Source organism: Deltaproteobacteria bacterium (assembly GCA_016874755.1).
Taxonomy (GTDB): Bacteria; Desulfobacterota; Binatia; order UBA9968; family UBA9968; genus DP-20.
In genome coordinates this window covers 1-16,891 of the sequence record VGTH01000001.1, presented here as the reverse complement: position 1 = coordinate 16,891, position 16,891 = coordinate 1, and the positions used below count along the sequence as shown (strand labels likewise).

Here is a 16,891-nt window from a genome sequence, read left to right as displayed (position 1 = left end):
CCTCTGCGTCTCCGCGCGAGGTAATCCGCATCATTCCGAGCCAGCCAGCTTCAACCCAAACCTCCTGCCGACCAGCATCATCACGCCGATGATCACGGTGATCAACAGGCCGAGAGCCGCTGATCTTTCTAACTCACCCGTGAAGCTATATTCAAGCAGCAAGATCGCCAACGGGCGCGATTGATGGCTGTAGAGCAAGATCGGTGTGCTAATGCTCGTCAACGCGCTGCCAAAGTTCATCAAGCCGACGGCGGCAGCAATCGGCGCGAGCAGCGGCAGGAGAATCCGCCCGTAGGTGTAAGACCACGACGCACCGCTCACCCGCGCCGCCTCTTCGAGCTCGTTGCCCAATTGCAACAGCCCCGCTTTGAACGCCTGCGTTGTCACTGGGCTATCAGCGAGAATCAGCGCCAGCGCGATGCCCCATACTGTGCCGTAGAAAAAGTAACGCAGCGGCGTCGCCAAAAATAGCCAGAGAATGCCGAGTCCCAGAAGAATGCCCGGCAGCACGTGGGGAATCCAACAGAGGCTTTCGAGCAGCGGCGCGGTGATTGTCCGTTTGGAAACCAATAAGTAAGCAATTGCAGAATAAAGCAAGATACCGCCCAGCGCCGTCACGCTGGCGATGATCAAACTGTTCTTCAGCGCCTCGAGAAAAATCGCATCGGTGAAAAGGTTCTGCCAGTGCGCCAGCGTATAGGGTGACGCAATGTTGAAAAAACCGTAGCGGCGCATGAAGGAGCCAAGGACCAAAAACACCAGCGGCAAAAACATCATGACCGCGACATAGAGCAAGCATCCACCCAAAGCGGCGAAGCGCCACTTGCCGAGCTTCACGCGCATGGTTGAGTAACCCTGTCCGGTCACAACGGTGAATTTGCGATTGCCGCTCAGGTATTTCCAGTAAAAGAACAGCAGAATCGCCAGCACAACCAAGAACACCGACCCCAGCGCGGTCGCTTCGCCATAGGCCCGTGGTTCGCGATGGAGATAGTCGTAGATTTTCGTGGAGTAAACGTAGATACCCGCCGGTGTGCCGAGCAAAAGCTCGGTGTTGAACGATTGGAGGCCACGGATAAAGCTCAAAACGGAGACTGCAAGAATCATCGGCGCCAGCACCGGCAAAGTAATCCTCCGGAGCATCATCACGGTCGATGCGCCGGAGACCCGCGCCGCTTCTTCCAGCGCCGCGCCGAGCCGGCGAGACACCGGCACCAACAGCATCACTTTGAACCAAATGCCTCCTGTGGAAGTGTGCACCCAGACGATGCCCCAAAAGCTGTAAGGGTTGAACAGCGGACCTTCAACGAATGGTTTTGCCAAACCGTTGAGAAAACCGAAGTTCGGATCGAGCAGGAGAATCCATGCCAGCACCAGAGGAAAATCCGGCACGAAATAAGCGATCCAACAAACCGACTCGATGAACTTACCGCCCGGCATGTCCGTGCGCGCGATCAGCCAGGCAAAGATCACCGAGATAAGCATCGCCGGAAGCAAGCGAACGACGGAAAGCAAGAAACTCATCCACAAAGCGCTCAACGTCGTCGGGTCGGAAAAGGCACGGACCCAATTGGCCAGTCCATACACCGCGTCTTTGCCAGGCGCCGCGAGGTTGAAACTGCCGTTCAACAAGAACAGCAGCGGTAACCCCATGGCGACCGCCAGAAAGATAAGCAGCGAAAACTCCGCGACGCGTATCGGCGTGACGCGCCACTGTGCGGTGAGCGAAGATGCCTCCGCGGCTTCGGATTTCATTACTGTGGAGTCTAGACCGACCTTCTTCTGTATTTCAACGTGTTAATCGCGGCTTATCAAAAACCGCTCCCCGAAGCGCTACGAACTATCTGCAGACATTACTCAGTCATTGAGTAAAAATACTCAGTGACTGAGTAAAATCGCCCAAGCGCCGATACACGCGGTAAGGCCGGCCACCCAACCCGCTCTTCCAGCGCTCGCTCAGTTCTATTCCTCGTCCAACAGCTTGCAGTAATAGCGCCAGTTCGAGCCGGCATGCACCGCGCTTGGGCCGCGGGATTTGCCGACCATGATGTCGATATCTTCTTGCGGGATCGGCTGGGGCACGCCGAGCAGATTGGCTTGATAGTTGATCACCGCCGCGTCGTTCAACTTGATTGCGGTCAGCGTCGCATCCTGCACGTTAGGCCCGGCGCTGGTGATGCCGTGGCCGCGCATCAGGCATGCTTGTTTGTCGCCCATCGCTTTGGCGAACTCTTCGCCGAGTTTTTCGTTGGAGACCGTGATGCTGCGCGGGTAAGTCGCCAAACCATCGACCAACAAGCGCAGACCTGACGGATCGTAGGCGCCGTAGAGCGGCTGAATCGGCTTGTTGCAGATTGTGAACAAGACCACGTGCAGCGGATGCACGTGCACGACGCACTCGACCTTCGGTTGCGTCTTGTACAACCAGGTGTGAATGAAGACTTCCTGGGGCACGTCGAGGCCGTCGTCGCCGGCGACTTTCTTGCCATTGAAGTCAACGGTGATGATGTCGCGCGCGCTGACGAAGCGCAGACCGGACTCCTCCGGTCCACGCGCTTTGATCAGAACCTTGTCTTCGCCCGGCACACGGGCGCTGACGTGACCGCTGGGCTCTTTGGTTAGGTTGAGCTTGCCGAGAATACGGCAGGACTGCGAGACCAACTCACGGAGTTTCGATAGATCGGCCATAGCTAAGCTTCCATTCTGCTTGAAGAGTTCGCCGAATCATAATCGTGTCGAAAAACTAAGGCAAGGGAAGCAACAAGGCGAAAAAAAAAGGCCGCCTCCGGAGGCAACAGAGGGGGCCCGGAGCACCAGTCGCGCCGTTATTGGTTAACGGCGCGCGGCGCGCGATCCATAGTGCTTTGTTCGATGGATTCCATCAGATGGGTATCGATCAACGGATTGTTCGCCGGGTCGCGAACCACGCCCATTGGATCTTGGCCCTGCTGGACTTTCTTCATTTCGCGGAACATTACTTCGCGCAGCAAGATGACGCCGCGATCCGAGCTGGTTAGGCGTTCGTTCGTGCGGTCGCAAATCGGCCCCTGGGTTTCCCAAGCCATATGATCTTGCGACTGGACCAAATCCATGCGGAAACGAGTGAATGGGTGCAGTTGATCCGGCGGGTTCTTGTACGGCTTGATGTACTCCACCGGCGGATCGTCGTTCTCGATGATTTCGCCCTTCTCGCTCGGGAAAAAACGGACAAAATAAATCTTCGTGTGCGTGTCGTCCATCGGCACACGAATCTGACCGACGTTGCCCTGGCGCAAAATGTTCGGGAAGATCACCGGATGCTCGTCGACCATGCCGTTTTTGTAGGTGCGCTTTTTCATCAGGCCGTAGTGAGTTTCGTAAAAATCGAAGCCGGCGACGTCGTCGGTCAACCCGCGCGTCGAGTCCGCAATGGCGCGGCCACGACCGGCCGTTTCTTGATGAAGAATCTGCAAATGCGCCGGATCCATGGAGTTCTCCATGGGCTGGAACCAGTTGGCGTCGAGTTGCGGCTGGATGAAAATCTGGCGCCGACCGTCTTTGCGAAACCAGATATCAAAGTTGGGGATCAACGGCGCGGCGCCTGGGCCCATGTAGGTCCAATACAAACCGCATAATTGCTGTATCGGATAGGTCTTCTGTTTTACTGTCAAATGGAACTTGCTTTCCGCCGGCTCTGCGGGAGTTTCAAGGCAATTGCCCTTGGTATCGAACAACCAGCCGTGATAGGCGCAGGAGATGCCGCGCTCTTCACAGCGGCCGTAGGAAAGCGACACGCCGCGGTGCGGGCAGCGGTCGTTGATCAAACCGGCGTTGCCTTTTTTGTCACGGAAGAGCACCAGGGTTTCACCGAGTATTTGCACAACCTGAGTCGGATTCTCCGGCGTCAACTCTTTGGCGACGCCCACCGGCAGCCAATAGCGGCGCAGCAATTCGCCCGCCGGTGTGCCAGGCCCCACTCGGGTTAACATCTCATTTTCTTCTTTGGTCAACATACTTGGTGCCTCCGAAGCTATTTCTTGCCGGCTTTTGCCAAGGCGTCATCGACGATCTTCAACGCCACATCGATGTCCTGATATTGCGGCAAGCTCGTATTCATATATCGGCCCTTTTCTTTGGGAATCATCGCTTGGTCCGACAGCATATGTTTGGGAATGTCGGTCCGCAGCGAGTTATCGTTGGCCTTTTCCTGCCACCTGAGCTGGCCCTCCTTGGAGAGCAGCCAGTTGAGAAAGATTTTCGCCGCCGCGGGATGCGGCGTTTTGTTGACGATACCGACATGGCCGAAGCCCCCGGACATGTAGGATTCGTCGTCCGGCGCGTCTATGATATCGATCGGCAGACCCTTTCTCTTGGCGTCGAAGACATCATTGTTCGAGGAGAAAACCGACAGCTCATATTTGCCCTGCGCTACCCAGTCGATCATCAGCCGTTGGTCGCGGCTTAGCGTCACGTCGGTCTCGGAAAAGAAACGCCGAAAGAACTCGCCGCCCAGTTTTGGGTTGTGATAAAGCGCCCGCACGTTTTGAATATGGCCGCGCGCCCGTGGATCGTAGGCAACTATCTTTCCCTTCCATTTGGGATGCAGCAGATCCAAGTGCGACTTGAGCCCCTCGGGCTTGGTAATCTTAGTGTTATAGGCGGCGATGTTCGAGTTCACATTCCCCATCATCATGAAGACATGTTGACCTTTGGCATCGGCGTAGATGTGGGTCTTGTTGAACCATAGCGACTGATCGCGCACTTCGGGAAGGACAAGCATGGGCGGAATCGGTTCGAGCATGTTGCCGTCGAACAACACATCGATGATCGATCCGGAGCCGCCGATAAAAGCGTCGGCGAGAAATTTTCCGGCCCGGCGTTCAGTCACGAGCCTCTGCGCGTTCACCGTGCCCGAACCAGCCACGTAAACGAGTTTGATCTTGGGAAACGAGTTTTGGAACGAGCCAATCGCGTCCTGGTAGTTGATGCCCGGCGGGCCATAGACAGTGACTTGGCCTTCTTTTTCGGCAGCGGCTAGAGTCTTTTCCCATTCGGCTTGCCAACTTGGCGCGGCAGCAGCGGAGACCTGGAGGGTTGAGATGCTTAGAAAAAGCAGCGCAAAAGCGCAAATGCGCGCAGTGCTGCTAAGAATTGCCAATTTCGCCTGCCACATATCGCCAGATAGTAAAGCATCGCGTCCCCGACAGCAAGAGAAATAGCAACAAAGCTCTTTAAAATCAGGTAGTTATACGATGCATGGAATTTTTAGGTATTAACGATTCGGCAGGGGGGAACACGCGCCTGGGTTTTCTCGATTTCGCGAGAATAGCAATCCGAAAACGCATTGTACGCTACGCCGCTTTCGCGGCATGCAGGCCAATGCGCTCGTTGATCACACCGAGATCGATGAGCCGATTTTTCGCCGGGTCGCGGATCACTCCCAACGGATCAAACCCTTGCTGCACGTGCTCAATCTGTTCACGCAGCATTTTGCGCAGCTCAATAATCCCCTCGTCTGCGACGCCGAGATGCTCTTGCGATCGATCCATCACCGGGCCTTGGGTTTCCCAGGCCATCGAATCCTGCGCCGAAACCAAGCTCATGTCGTATTCGCGGCTGCCGGTTTTGAGCTGCTCGCAACGAAACGGCACATCCATGTCCGCGGGTGAGTGGTCGGTCGCCGTCGGCAAAAAGCTCACGCGGAAAACTTGCGTGTGGGTATCGTCCACCGGCACACGGATTTGCAGATTGTGCCGATGGCCGCCTTTGAACCGCGCTACATGGCGCAGCACGCTTGGAAATAGCAACGGGTGCTCGTCGACTTCAGGCTTGCCACCGGTTGCCAGCGGCAATGTCGTGCGCCGTTTTTTGATGCCGTACTCGAAGCGGATGAACTCATGCTTCTCGGAATATTTTTTGACCCGCGGCGCCAAGTGCGCCGTGTCGCCGTGCAGCCAGAACAGATGCGCCGGATCGACGCTGTTCTCCATCGCTTGCAGCCAGTTGCAGTCGATCAGCGAGTCTTTGACGATCCAGCGCTTGCCGCGCTCCCACACCAGCACATCCCAGCGCGGTAACAGCGGCGCCGGCGCCGGGCCGAGGTAAGCGTAGATCAGGCCGCCGAGATACTCGACCGGATAAGCAACATGCTTGATGCGCTCTTTAAAGGTGCTGTCCGCAGGCTCGGCCGGCTGCTCCAGACACTTCCCAGCGCCGTTGAACTTCCAACCGTGATAGGGGCAGCGAATGCCTTCGTGATCGACACGTCCGTAGGCAAGCGAAGCGAGTCGATGCGGACACCGCTCGCCGACAAGACCGTACTTGCCCGACCTATCGCGATAGACCACCAACTTTTCGTTGAGAATCTTGACTGTTTTGATCGGCTTCTCGTCGGTCAACTCCGCCGCCGCCGCCACCGGATGCCAATAACGGCGCAGCAGCTCGCCGCAAGGCGTGCCCTTGCTAACTTGGGTAATGAACAAGTTCTCATCGGTGGTCAGCATTGGAGTTCTCTGAAATCTGAGATTGCGAGCGCTAGGGAGCAGACGGCCAGCCGTAAATTTCCAACGTGCTTTTGCCGGCGCGCAGATCCTTCATAATCTGGTCTTCCTTATCTTCGCGCTTCTGCGACGCATCGAGCGCCGATTGAATATCCGCCGCCGCGATCACTACTAGACCATCGCGATCGCCGACGATCAAATCGCCGGCGTTGATCGTCACATCGCCGATCTTGATCGCTTGGTTGATCGACCCGCCGGCGTCTTTGCCCGTGCCGCGAATCGACAGGCCGCGGGCAAACACGGGAAAGCCAAACTCCTCGATCAAGTCGGCGTCGCGCACGCAGCCATCGATCACTAGCCCAGCAATCTTTCGCTCCTGCGCCGCGATGGTCATGATCTCGCCCCAATAGCCGTACTCGTAGCCGCCGCTGACTTCGACGACCATGATCGACCCCGGCTGCGCGACATAGAGCGCCTGGTGCAACATCAGGTTATCGCCCGCCGGCGAGCTCACAGTCACCGCCGGCCCGCAGAGTTTCATATTCGACGCGATCGGCTTGATGCCGTAGGGCAGCGCGCCCTTCTTGCCCATCGCTTCGTGAATCGTCGCGGCGCCAAATTTGGCCGCGCGTTGAATCGTCGTGGAATCGATTGTGGTCATATCTAGATAAGAATTTTTTCACCACGAAGACACGAAGGACACCGAGCTTTGTGTCCTTCGTGCCTTCGTGGTGAGTCAGATCTTCCGTTGCAACTCGTGGTACTTGTGCACCTTGCGCGCTTCGTCGAGGCGCATGCCGCTCAGGGCCGATTTGAGAATCTTGTCTTCCGCCTCTGAGATCGATTGCGCCAAGGCGAGAATCTCCTGCTCTTTGTCCTTCGGCACCACCAGCACACCGTCGTCGCTGCCGAGCATGATGTCGCCCGGCTTCACCTGCACTTCGCCCATCGACACCGGCACGTTCATGCCATCGACTTCGACGCGGTCTTTACCCGTGCGCATATACTTGGCGCGGCTGAAGATCGGATATTTCAATTCGAAGCTGCGCGCCACGTCGCGGCAGACGCCGTGCACCACCGTGCCGCCGACGCCGCGCTTGTGCGCCACGGCAGTCAAAATATCGCCCCACACCGTGCAGTCTAAGCGGCCGGCGTTGTCGAGCACAACGACGTCGCCCGGCGGCACATCGTCGATGTAGTCGCCGACGGTGCCCTTCACGGTGCCGCAGGGAATATATTTGATGGTAAACGCGCGCCCGGCCATGCGGTTGCCCTGGTTGATCGATTGAATGCCCAAGCACTGACCGACAATGCCGAGCCGGTCCATGGCGTCCGAGACGCCCGCGACGGAAAGTTTTCTGAACCCTTCAACTACCGAATCCATTGCTTCTCCTAAGACTTCTTATTCAGCATCTGCTCGTAGCCGAGCTTTTCCAACATTTCCAAACCCGAATAGCCCTTGCGAATGCCCGCGGCCATTTCCTGTTCCTTGGCAAAGACCGCCTCCGCGGCGACAAGGATTTCGTTTTCTTTCTCTCGCGGAATAATGATGATGCCGCTGCCGTCGGCCAGCACGAGGTCGCCGGGATGGCATTGCACGCCGGCAAACTCGATTTCTTGATTGAACGATTCCTGCATCACCCGGCCGCGCGCTGTCATCGGCACGACGCCGCGCGCATAGACGGGAAACGCCAAATCGCGCGCTTCATCGATATCGCGGCAGGCGCCGTCGATCACCACGCCGCTGACGCCTTTTAGTTTGGCCGACAGCGAGAGCAATCCACCCCAGCAAGAAAATTGCGGCTGGCCGCCGTTGTCGATGACGATAATGTCGCCAGGGCTCGCCACTTCGATGGCCGTGGTGCCGAGATGCTGCGTCGGCTGCTGTAAGCCTTGCGGTTTGATCTTCATCGTCACCGCGCGCCCCGCAATGCGCGGGCACTGCCATTGCGGCCGCACGCCCCACGTAGCACCTTTGACGCCCAAACTATCCATGCCATCCGACACCGAACAAGTGTCGAGCTTCAACAGCCTCTCAATAATCGCTTCCCTTGCCATGCAAACTCCTGAAAATCTTCATCCGATCTTTGAACCCGAAACGCGGAACTCGAAACGATCATTCACTGCCAATACGCAAAGCCCATCCCGCAGCCGGTGCCCGCCGGCGAGCGATAGGTCGTCACGTATTCTAGATATTTCAAATCGCGATCTTCCATCGCACCCGCGAGCGCCACCCAATTCAAAATCTCCGACGTGCCGGCCTTCAACCGTTCGCGCGGCAGGCGAAATAACACATCCGGCTTTTTGTTTTTCAAACCGTCGATGGTCATGGCATCGATCTCTTCGTCGATGACGACGTGGCTCAGGCCGCCCGAAGCGAGCAGCGCCACGCGCGCATCGCTGTTCCATGAATCGATCGCCTTGCGCACCGCCTGACCGAAAGCGTAGCAGCGTTTCGGCGTCGGTTGGTTCGGCGGATAATAGGTGTTGACCATCACCGGCACGATCGGCACCTTGCTGCCGGGCAGCACGCGCCGGTAGAGAAAACTAAACGCATGCCCGACGCCGATCTCGGCGCGCAACTTGCTGCAGCGGGCGATGTCGAACTCAGCATCGTTCAAACCTCGGATTAGATGATTGGCAAGCTCCTGCGCGTTCTCATACTCCGGCTCGGTCTCCGCCCAACCGCGCCGCTCGGCATCCTTCCAGCCGGAGGGACGCAGCCCGTGGTCTTTCACCACCGGCACGCTTTTGCCGTGATAGATCGCAAACGTCGGCATGTTCTCGTCGTGGAATTGCTCTTGCTGATCGTCGCCAAAAACCACAACAACGTCCGCGTTGGCCTGGCGCAGCGCATCCCCCAAAGTTGCGACGCCTTTCAGGCAGGCCTGATCGCGCTGTTCAAATTTTTCCAGCGTTAACTCCGACTCGATGCCCGGCTTGGCCTTCTTGAGCAGCGCGTCATAATTCAACCGCGGATCGGTTTTATCTTTGTCGCCGAGCAGCTGCGCCCAATCTTTGGCGCGAATGCTTAGCTGCGGGCTATGCGAAGTGCCGATGCCGATTACGACTTTTGCCATAGCATTCTCCCTCTAAAAATTTCGCGGCGCACAAGATGGTCTACAGGCAAAGTTCCACGGCTGTCAAGCAAAGCGGGCGCGATGAATCGCGCCCCTCCATAAGATCCGCTGCAGCGAGGTCGAAGAAATCGATGGATGAGTGTGGGTTTGATCTGTCGTAGGGGCGCAATGCATTGCGCCCATCCCGCTTGACGATCATAGGACGCTTGCCATAACGTCGGCAAAAAACCGGAGGTGTTTATGGCCACCAGCCGCGGTGCGACTCTGCTTGGACCCGATAAGTTGGAGATTCGCGAATACCCGATTCCCGACGTTCCATCCGATGGCGGGCTCGTCAAAGTCGAGATGGGCGGCGTCTGCGGGTCGGATTTTAAATATCTCCACGGCGGCAAAAACGGCTTGCCCTATCCGCTTATTCTCGGCCATGAAATTTTAGGCCGCGTCGAAAAGCTCGGTAAAGAAGCCGCGGCGATTCACGGCATCAAAGAAGGCGACCGCATCATTATGAAAGGCGCCAAAGGCTGCGGCCGCTGCGGCCATTGCCGGCGTGGCGCGGCGCGCTTCTGCAAGGCGCGCATTGGCTACGGCGGCCAAACGACTTGTGCCAACCCACCGCACCTATTCGGTGGCTTCGCCGACTATCTCTATCTCGTTCCCGACATACTCGTCACCAAGGTGACCAACGACCTGCCCGCCGCAGCCGCGGTGTTAATCGGCGCCGTGATGGCGAACGGATTCCAATGGGCGATCCGCCAGGGCGGCGTCAAAATGGGCGATTCGGTCTTAATCCAAGGCCCGGGCCAGCAAGGGCTCGCCTGCACCTTCGCGTCCAAGACCGCCGGGGCGGCAAAAATCTTTGTCACCGGCATGGGCCGCGACGCCGAGCGCTTGGAAGTGGCAAAAAAATTCGGCGCCACGCGCACCATCAATGTCGAAAAGGAAAATGTTCTTGACGTCATCAAAACCGAAACCGATGGCGAGCTGGTCGACGTTGCCGTCGATGTTTCGGGTAACGTAAACGCAATCAAAACTTCGGTCGAATGTGTGCGCGTCCTCGGCACCCTGGTGGTCGGCGGTCTTACCCGCGACGGCATCGATGTGCCACTCAACGTAAACCTGATCGTGCGCCGGCAAATTCGTTTTCAGGGCGCCTTCACCACCGACAACGACGCCACCGAGATCGCCATGAACGCGATCCAAGCGGCGAAGTTTCCCGTGCAGCAAATGGTCACGCACACGTTTCCCCTTGAAGAAACCGAAAAATGCATCCGCGCCGTCGGCGGTGAAATCGAAGGGCTTTATCCGGTAAAGGCGTTGATCAAACCTTAGCAAAGTGCTGAGAAACTCTTCGGAGCCCTTCGATTGAGCTCAGAGCCGCCCTGAGCCTGCCGAAGGGGCAAACGGATCATAGGTCTAGCCGTTGGGAAAATCCGTTCATGCTGAGACCTGTCGAAGCATTCTTACGAGTTTTGCAGCATATGGATAGCAACGAATGTTTGACTGAGCCGCCGGCTTCGCGTAACTTCCATCACAATCTAGCTTAGGAGGAGACCCCCGTGCTGCGAAAAATCCTATCGGTTTTTTTGTTGGCTCTGTTACCGGCTATCCCGCTGACCGCCTGGGCGCAAAAAGGCAAGATCAAGATCGCCGTGCAAGCGCCGCTCTCCGGCGAGCAGGCGGCGTTGGGCGAACATATCAAGCTCGGCGCCCAGCTCGCGGTCGAAGAATCGGTCAAGGCGATCAAAGCGCTCGGCTATGATTTGGAGCTCGTGCCGCAGGACGACCAAGCCAAGCCCGAAGTCGGCGTCGCCAACGCGCGCAACATGGTCGCCGACCCCGACGTGTTAGTGCTCGTCGGCCATTTCAATTCCGGCGTGGCGCTGCCCGCCTCTGAGGTTTACAAAGACGCCATGCTGGCAATGATCTCGCCGGCCAACACGGCCACGGAGATCACCGACCGCGGCTATCCCAACGTCAATCGCGTCTGCGGCCGTGACGACGTGCAGGGCCCCGTCGGCGCGCGCTTCGCCGCGCAGCAATTGAAAGCCAAATCGGTCTACATCATCCACGACAAGACACTCTACGGCCAAGGCGTGGCGGAGAACTTTCGCAACGAAGCCAAGAAACTCGGCCTCAACGTGCTGGGCTTCGAAGGCACCGAAGAGCGTGCCAACTTCTCGCCGATGATCATTCCGCTCAAAGCCAAAAATCCTGACCTGGTTTACTTCGGCGGCATCTATCATCAGGGCGGCCTATTGTTAAAGCAGCTCCGTGAAAAAGGCGTCAACGCCAAGTTCATGGGACCGGACGGCCTGGACTCAGCGGAGATGGTCAAGATCGCCGGCACCTCGTCCGTCGGCAGCTACTACACCAGCGTCGCCGGCCCGCCGGAAGCCTATCCAGAGACCGCCGCGTTCGCGAAAAAATTCAAAGCCCGCTTCAACAAAGAAGTTGAGTCCTTCGGTCTTTACGGCTACGACGCGACCATGGTCGGCATCAAAGCCCTTGAGCAATGGTTCAAAGCCAACCCCGGCAAAAAACCGAGCCGCGCCGATGTTTCTACGGCGGTGCGCAAACTGAAAGGCTTCAAAGGCGTCACCGGCGCCATTGAGTTCGACAACAAAGGCGATCCGGTCAAAGCGAAATATTTCGTTTTGCAATTTGAAAAGCAGAGCTATCCCGGCAAGGTGGTGAAGGTCATTGAGCAGCAGGCGCCCGCGGCGGTCGCTAAGAAAGCTTAATTTCAGTCAGATTTGAGAATGGAGGATCGAGAACAGAGGATGGCAAGACCATCGTCTGCCGCGATCCTCCATCTTCCACCCTCTATCCTCGACTTCTCTCCTACCCGCACCAAGTTTGATGAAGAAAAGACTCCGCGTCGCTCTCCTCTTCGGCGGCAAATCCGCCGAGCATGAAATTTCGCTCATCTCCGCGCGCAATATCACCGCGGCGATGAACCCAAAAAAATACCAAGTGGTCGCCATCGGCATCGACAAACAGGGCCGCTGGTCGTTGGATCAGGGCGCAAAGCTACTGCGCGATGTTGCCGTCGACAAAGTCGCCGACGCCAGCTCGGCGGATTTGGCCGCAGTGCTGCCCGGTGCGACGACGGCGCCAATAACACGATCCACCAAAGGCGGCGGCATCGGCACCGTCGATGTCGTGTTCCCGGTGCTGCACGGGCCGTTCGGCGAGGACGGCACCGTGCAAGGCTTGTTGAAACTGGCCAACTTGCCGTTCGTCGGCGCAGGCGTGCTCGGTTCCGCAGTCGGCATGGATAAGGACGTCATGAAGCGCCTGCTGCGCGACGCCAAGATTCCCATCGGCAAGTTTCTCGTCTTCGGGCGCACCGACAGGATCAGCTTCGCTGCCGTCAAGAAAACTCTCGGCATGCCGCTTTTCGTCAAGCCGGCCAACCTCGGTTCGTCGGTCGGTATCAGCAAAGTCAGCAGGCCCAGTGAATTCGCCGGCGCGCTGCGCGAAGCATTTCGCTACGACAACAAGGTCGTCATCGAAGAGTTCATTGCCGCCCGCGAGATTGAGTGTTCCGTGCTCGGCAATGAAAAGCCGATCGCCTCGTTGCCCGGCGAGATCATCGTCAACCGCGATTTCTATTCCTACGACGCCAAGTATCTCGACGCCGAGGGGGCGCGTTTACAGATTCCCGCGAAACTGCCGGCGTCGGTGTCAAAAAATTTACGCGCCATGGCGGTGCGCGCCTATCAGGCGCTTTGCTGCGAAGGCATGGCGCGGGTCGATTTTTTCGTGCAGGCCGACGGCCGCGTTTTGGTCAACGAGATCAACACCATCCCCGGCTTCACCAAGATTAGTATGTACCCGAAAATGTGGGAGGCCACGGGTATTTCCTACAGCGCGCTCATCGACCGGCTGATTCAGTTGGCCTTGGAACGATTCCGCCGCGAACAAAGATTAAGAACCACACGTTAGCTGCCGATTTCTCAATCATGGGCAGGGTGCAAGCTCTGCTGATTGGGAACCGCAAATGGCACTCAAACCATTAACCTATCAAGAGCCGCTCTATCAGCTGCTGCGCGACGGCGAGGTCAAAGAGTTCAACCGGCGTAAAGCCGCCGGTGAGCGCTGTGATTTGACCCATTGCGATTTCCGCAGCTTAGATCTCCGCGGCCTCGATGCCGCAGACCTAGACTTCAGTCACAGCTATTTTCGCACCGCCAACCTGCGCGGCGTCGATTTTTCCAAGGCAAAGCTCGAAGGCGCCAGCCTCAACGACGCAAAAGTCTCCGGCGCCTACTTTCCCGCAGAGTTGAGCGCCAACGAAATCTTTCTCTCCGTGCAGTACGGCACACGCATGCGCCACAAGCGTTAACGACTCTCAATCTCCCGGCGGCGCGGTTTCCTTAGGCTTGCGCAGACTCTCCAGCAGCAACGCCAACGCGCCAAAAGTAATCGCCATATCGGCGACGTTGAAAATCCCCGTGCGCAGCGGGCCGATGCCGACGTTGAGAAAGTCGACGACCCGGCCGTCGTAGGCGATGCGATCGATCAGGTTGCCGATGCCGCCGGCGCACACCAGCGAAAGGCAAATCAGGGACAATCGCGTGAGAGACTTGCTCACCAACAAGTAAATCAGCAGACCCACCAAGAAAACCCCCGTTAGAATCGTAAAAAGCCACTGGCGCCAATGATGGGGAAGCGAGGCGCCCAGGCTCAGAAACGCGCCGCTGTTTTCGGCGTACTGCAAGCGGAAGGTATCGCCCGCGTATGAGAGAATTTCCCCCGGCACCAGTTGTCGCTTGGCGACCAACTTGGTCGCCTGGTCGCAGCCGATGCAGCTGGTGAGAATCGCTAGAATCAATACGAACTTCATCTTAAGTTTTCGTAGCGTTTCTGGCCGCCGCTTACAACCCAGCGTTGCTGCAATTTTTCGCTTGACTCGCCTGCACGGTTTCCGGCATAGCTCGCGTAGCCAAACGCCTAGTGACCGGAGGTGAAATAGTCCCATGCGGCGCTCGATCCAATGGCCGGGAAACAAACTGCTGGCGTGCACCTTTACCATTGCGCTGGAAGCGTTTCGCAAAAGCGGCCGCTTCAAGCGCGATCCGAAAATCCCCGTTAACCTGTGCTCAATCTCGCACGCCAACTACGGCGGCAACGCCGGCATTTGGCGGCTGCTGGAAATGCTCGAGCGCCACAATGTCCGGGCGATGATTTTGGCCAATGGACTGGCGGTGCAGAAGTGGCCCGACGCGGTGCGCGCATTGCACAAAGCCGGCCACGAGATCGCCGGCCACGGCATAACCAACGACATCGACATGACCGATCTGACGCCAGCACAGCAGCTTGAGGAGATTCGCGCCAGCACCAAAATCATTCAGGACACCATCGGCACACGGCCGGTGGGCTGGTTCGGCCCCGGCGGACTGCACACCGAAGAGACCCTGGGCCTGCTCGTCGACGAAGGCTATCAATGGTCCGCCGACCTGTGCGACGATGATGTGCCTTACGTCGTCAAAGTGAACGGCAAGCGCATCTGCATCATCCCGAAATCTTGGTACGCCAATGATTGGCGTGCGTGGGGCGAGGGCGCGTCGAACGGTGCGACCTTTTTCACCGGTTTCAAAGAAGGCTTCGATTTCGTCTACGACGAAGCGCAGCGCGGCAGACCTGGCATGATCGACGGTTTGGTCCACGCCGAGCTCGGCGGCCGGCCCTACATGGCGGTGGGATTTGAGAACATGATCAAGCTCGTCAATCGGCACCGCAGCGAAATCTGGCAGCCGACCTATCGCGAGATCGCCGAGCACTGTTTGGCGACGATCAAAGATGCGGCAGACTATAAACCCCGCGGTTGATCTCGAATCTTTTGCGATCTACCCGGTGGGCGAGAATGAAATCGACGAGTTCCCGAAATACGAAAAAATGTGGAAAGAGATTTTTCAACTAAGATAGGAAAAAGATTCAGAACGATTAACCGCAAAGAACCCAGAGAACGCAAAGTTTAAAAAACAGGATTGCTTTTTTGCGTACTTTGCGTTCTTTGCGGTTAAATAATCCGATTTCAATTCAGTCCGTAGAAGACCCGCGGGTTGTCTTCGACGATTTTGCGGTGCATGTCACCGCTGATACCGCCGCTGTTTTTCAAAGTTGTCAGCGCATCGAGCTCCGTCGACGAGTCGGCATGGCCGTAGTCGGTGCCGATCATCAACGTGTTCTCGCCCATGCAGCTCTTGATCAAGTACGGCACGTCGTCGCCGATCTGGCAGGTGACGAACACGCCGGAGCGCTCCAATAAATCGTCGGGCAGTTTCTTTTTGACTTTCTCTAATCGGCGGCGCAGCTCGTAGATCACCCACGGCACCCACGAGGCCGCGGTTTCGATGAAGCCGAAGCGCAGCTTGGGAAATTTTTCCGGAAGGCCGCAATTAAAAATCCGGAACATGGCGCCGACATTGAACAGCCGATACTGGTTGAAGAAGTCGCGCGTGCCGTCGGGGTTGACCATCATGTCGACGGCGGCTTGGCTGCCGTTCGATTGGTGCAGGCCGATGCAAAAATCAAGCTTTTCCGCCGCCTCATACATTGGAAAGAAGTACGGATCGCTGATCTGCCGCTTGCCCTCGAGGGGACGCATAAACACGCCGCAGCCGCCGTTTTCCTTGGCGAACTTCAACTGATCGAGCGCGTCGGGCATGCTCAGGAGCGGCAGACACGCCATCCAGCGCAGCCGCCCTTTGCTCTCTTTCCACACATGCGACATCCAGCGATTGTAGGCGCCGCATAGAGCGACCTCGGTATCGGGCCGCTCGGTGACCTGGTCGAGAAAGATGCTGGTGTAGAGAATCTGGACGTCGATGCCCAGCTCGTCCATATGCTTGATGCGCGCCGAGATGTCGGCCAGGTCGCGCGACGCCATGGTGGTGGTCATATCGCGTCCGGTGTCCGCCGAACGCTGCGCCAGCGCCTCCGTGGTGAAGACAAATCGATTCAAGCCCTGAATCTTGCCGTCGATGACCCAATATTGCACGTCGGTTACACCCTCCTGGGTGTAGAGACCGGGACGAAACTTTTTCTCCGATGGCGTCAGGTAGTCCCACGTCAGCGGACTTTCAATAACATGCGCGTCAGCGTCTACCCATCCCATAAAAACCTCCTTCGTCTGGCGTTTAGCGTCTAGTGTTTAGCGTAAACGCACGTCGCTTTACCCAGCTTGATACTAAGACCTATTGTCTCGCACTCGGAGCCGTTGTCAATAGGTGTGTAAAAAGATACTAGGCGGCGACCCTCATCTCTTTGCCATTGTCATACTTCGTCCCGCGCGCTACTTTTCCGACAAGCTGTGGTGCGTTCAGT

The 16,891-nt window shown here is 57.4% G+C and carries 16 protein-coding genes; 5 read left to right on the top strand and 11 right to left on the bottom strand.

Annotated features, from left to right (window positions below):
- Positions 1-30: 30 nt before the first annotated feature.
- The 9 genes from FJ145_00080 to FJ145_00040 form a co-directional block, all read right to left on the bottom strand.
- Positions 31-1,755, bottom strand: coding sequence for an iron ABC transporter permease (locus FJ145_00080; protein MBM4259819.1), 1,725 nt, complete (start codon positions 1,753-1,755; stop codon positions 31-33).
- A gap of 207 nt (positions 1,756-1,962) precedes the next feature.
- Positions 1,963-2,688, bottom strand: a complete 726-nt coding sequence (locus FJ145_00075) for a class II aldolase/adducin family protein (GenBank protein ID MBM4259818.1) — start codon at positions 2,686-2,688, stop codon at positions 1,963-1,965.
- 137 nt (positions 2,689-2,825) lie between these two features.
- Positions 2,826-3,992: a Rieske 2Fe-2S domain-containing protein gene (locus FJ145_00070; GenBank protein ID MBM4259817.1), complete on the bottom strand. Its 1,167-nt coding sequence runs from the start codon at positions 3,990-3,992 to the stop codon at positions 2,826-2,828.
- A 17-nt stretch (positions 3,993-4,009) separates the two neighbouring features.
- A complete protein-coding gene (locus FJ145_00065) occupies positions 4,010-5,152 on the bottom strand; it encodes an extracellular solute-binding protein (protein MBM4259816.1) in 1,143 nt (380 codons plus the stop codon).
- A 178-nt stretch (positions 5,153-5,330) separates the two neighbouring features.
- On the bottom strand, positions 5,331-6,482 hold the full coding sequence (locus FJ145_00060) for an aromatic ring-hydroxylating dioxygenase subunit alpha (GenBank protein ID MBM4259815.1): 1,152 nt from the start codon (positions 6,480-6,482) through the stop codon (positions 5,331-5,333).
- A 31-nt stretch (positions 6,483-6,513) separates the two neighbouring features.
- On the bottom strand, positions 6,514-7,140 hold the full coding sequence (locus FJ145_00055) for an RraA family protein (protein MBM4259814.1): 627 nt from the start codon (positions 7,138-7,140) through the stop codon (positions 6,514-6,516).
- A gap of 75 nt (positions 7,141-7,215) precedes the next feature.
- On the bottom strand, positions 7,216-7,863 hold the full coding sequence (locus FJ145_00050; protein MBM4259813.1) for an RraA family protein: 648 nt from the start codon (positions 7,861-7,863) through the stop codon (positions 7,216-7,218).
- Positions 7,864-7,871: 8 nt separating this feature from the next.
- The gene (locus tag FJ145_00045; GenBank protein ID MBM4259812.1) at positions 7,872-8,537 is read right to left on the bottom strand and encodes an RraA family protein; all 666 of its coding nucleotides are present in this window, start codon (positions 8,535-8,537) and stop codon (positions 7,872-7,874) included.
- 62 nt (positions 8,538-8,599) lie between these two features.
- Positions 8,600-9,559 (bottom strand): extradiol ring-cleavage dioxygenase, encoded by a 960-nt coding sequence (locus FJ145_00040; GenBank protein MBM4259811.1) that lies wholly within the window; start codon positions 9,557-9,559, stop codon positions 8,600-8,602.
- Between the two features lie 240 nt (positions 9,560-9,799).
- Here FJ145_00040 and FJ145_00035 point away from each other — a divergent pair, with 240 nt between their 5' ends.
- The 4 genes from FJ145_00035 to FJ145_00020 all read left to right on the top strand — a co-directional run bounded on the left by FJ145_00035 (position 9,800) and on the right by FJ145_00020 (position 13,907).
- Positions 9,800-10,888, top strand: a complete 1,089-nt coding sequence (locus FJ145_00035; protein MBM4259810.1) for a zinc-binding dehydrogenase — start codon at positions 9,800-9,802, stop codon at positions 10,886-10,888.
- Positions 10,889-11,163: 275 nt separating this feature from the next.
- On the top strand, positions 11,164-12,300 hold the full coding sequence (locus FJ145_00030; protein MBM4259809.1) for a branched-chain amino acid ABC transporter substrate-binding protein: 1,137 nt from the start codon (positions 11,164-11,166) through the stop codon (positions 12,298-12,300).
- 118 nt (positions 12,301-12,418) lie between these two features.
- Positions 12,419-13,507, top strand: a complete 1,089-nt coding sequence (gene ddlA / locus FJ145_00025; GenBank protein ID MBM4259808.1) for a D-alanine--D-alanine ligase — start codon at positions 12,419-12,421, stop codon at positions 13,505-13,507.
- A gap of 55 nt (positions 13,508-13,562) precedes the next feature.
- Positions 13,563-13,907 (top strand): pentapeptide repeat-containing protein, encoded by a 345-nt coding sequence (locus tag FJ145_00020; GenBank protein ID MBM4259807.1) that lies wholly within the window; start codon positions 13,563-13,565, stop codon positions 13,905-13,907.
- A gap of 6 nt (positions 13,908-13,913) precedes the next feature.
- Here the strand turns inward: FJ145_00020 and lspA are convergent, their stop codons facing one another.
- A complete protein-coding gene (gene lspA, locus FJ145_00015) occupies positions 13,914-14,408 on the bottom strand; it encodes a signal peptidase II (GenBank protein ID MBM4259806.1) in 495 nt (164 codons plus the stop codon).
- Between the two features lie 133 nt (positions 14,409-14,541).
- On the opposite strand from lspA, the gene FJ145_00010 reads away from it, so the two are divergent.
- Positions 14,542-15,393: a hypothetical protein gene (locus FJ145_00010; GenBank protein MBM4259805.1), complete on the top strand. Its 852-nt coding sequence runs from the start codon at positions 14,542-14,544 to the stop codon at positions 15,391-15,393.
- Positions 15,394-15,599: 206 nt separating this feature from the next.
- Here FJ145_00010 and FJ145_00005 read toward each other — a convergent pair whose 3' ends face one another.
- Positions 15,600-16,682 (bottom strand): hypothetical protein, encoded by a 1,083-nt coding sequence (locus tag FJ145_00005; protein ID MBM4259804.1) that lies wholly within the window; start codon positions 16,680-16,682, stop codon positions 15,600-15,602.
- Positions 16,683-16,891: the final 209 nt, after the last annotated feature.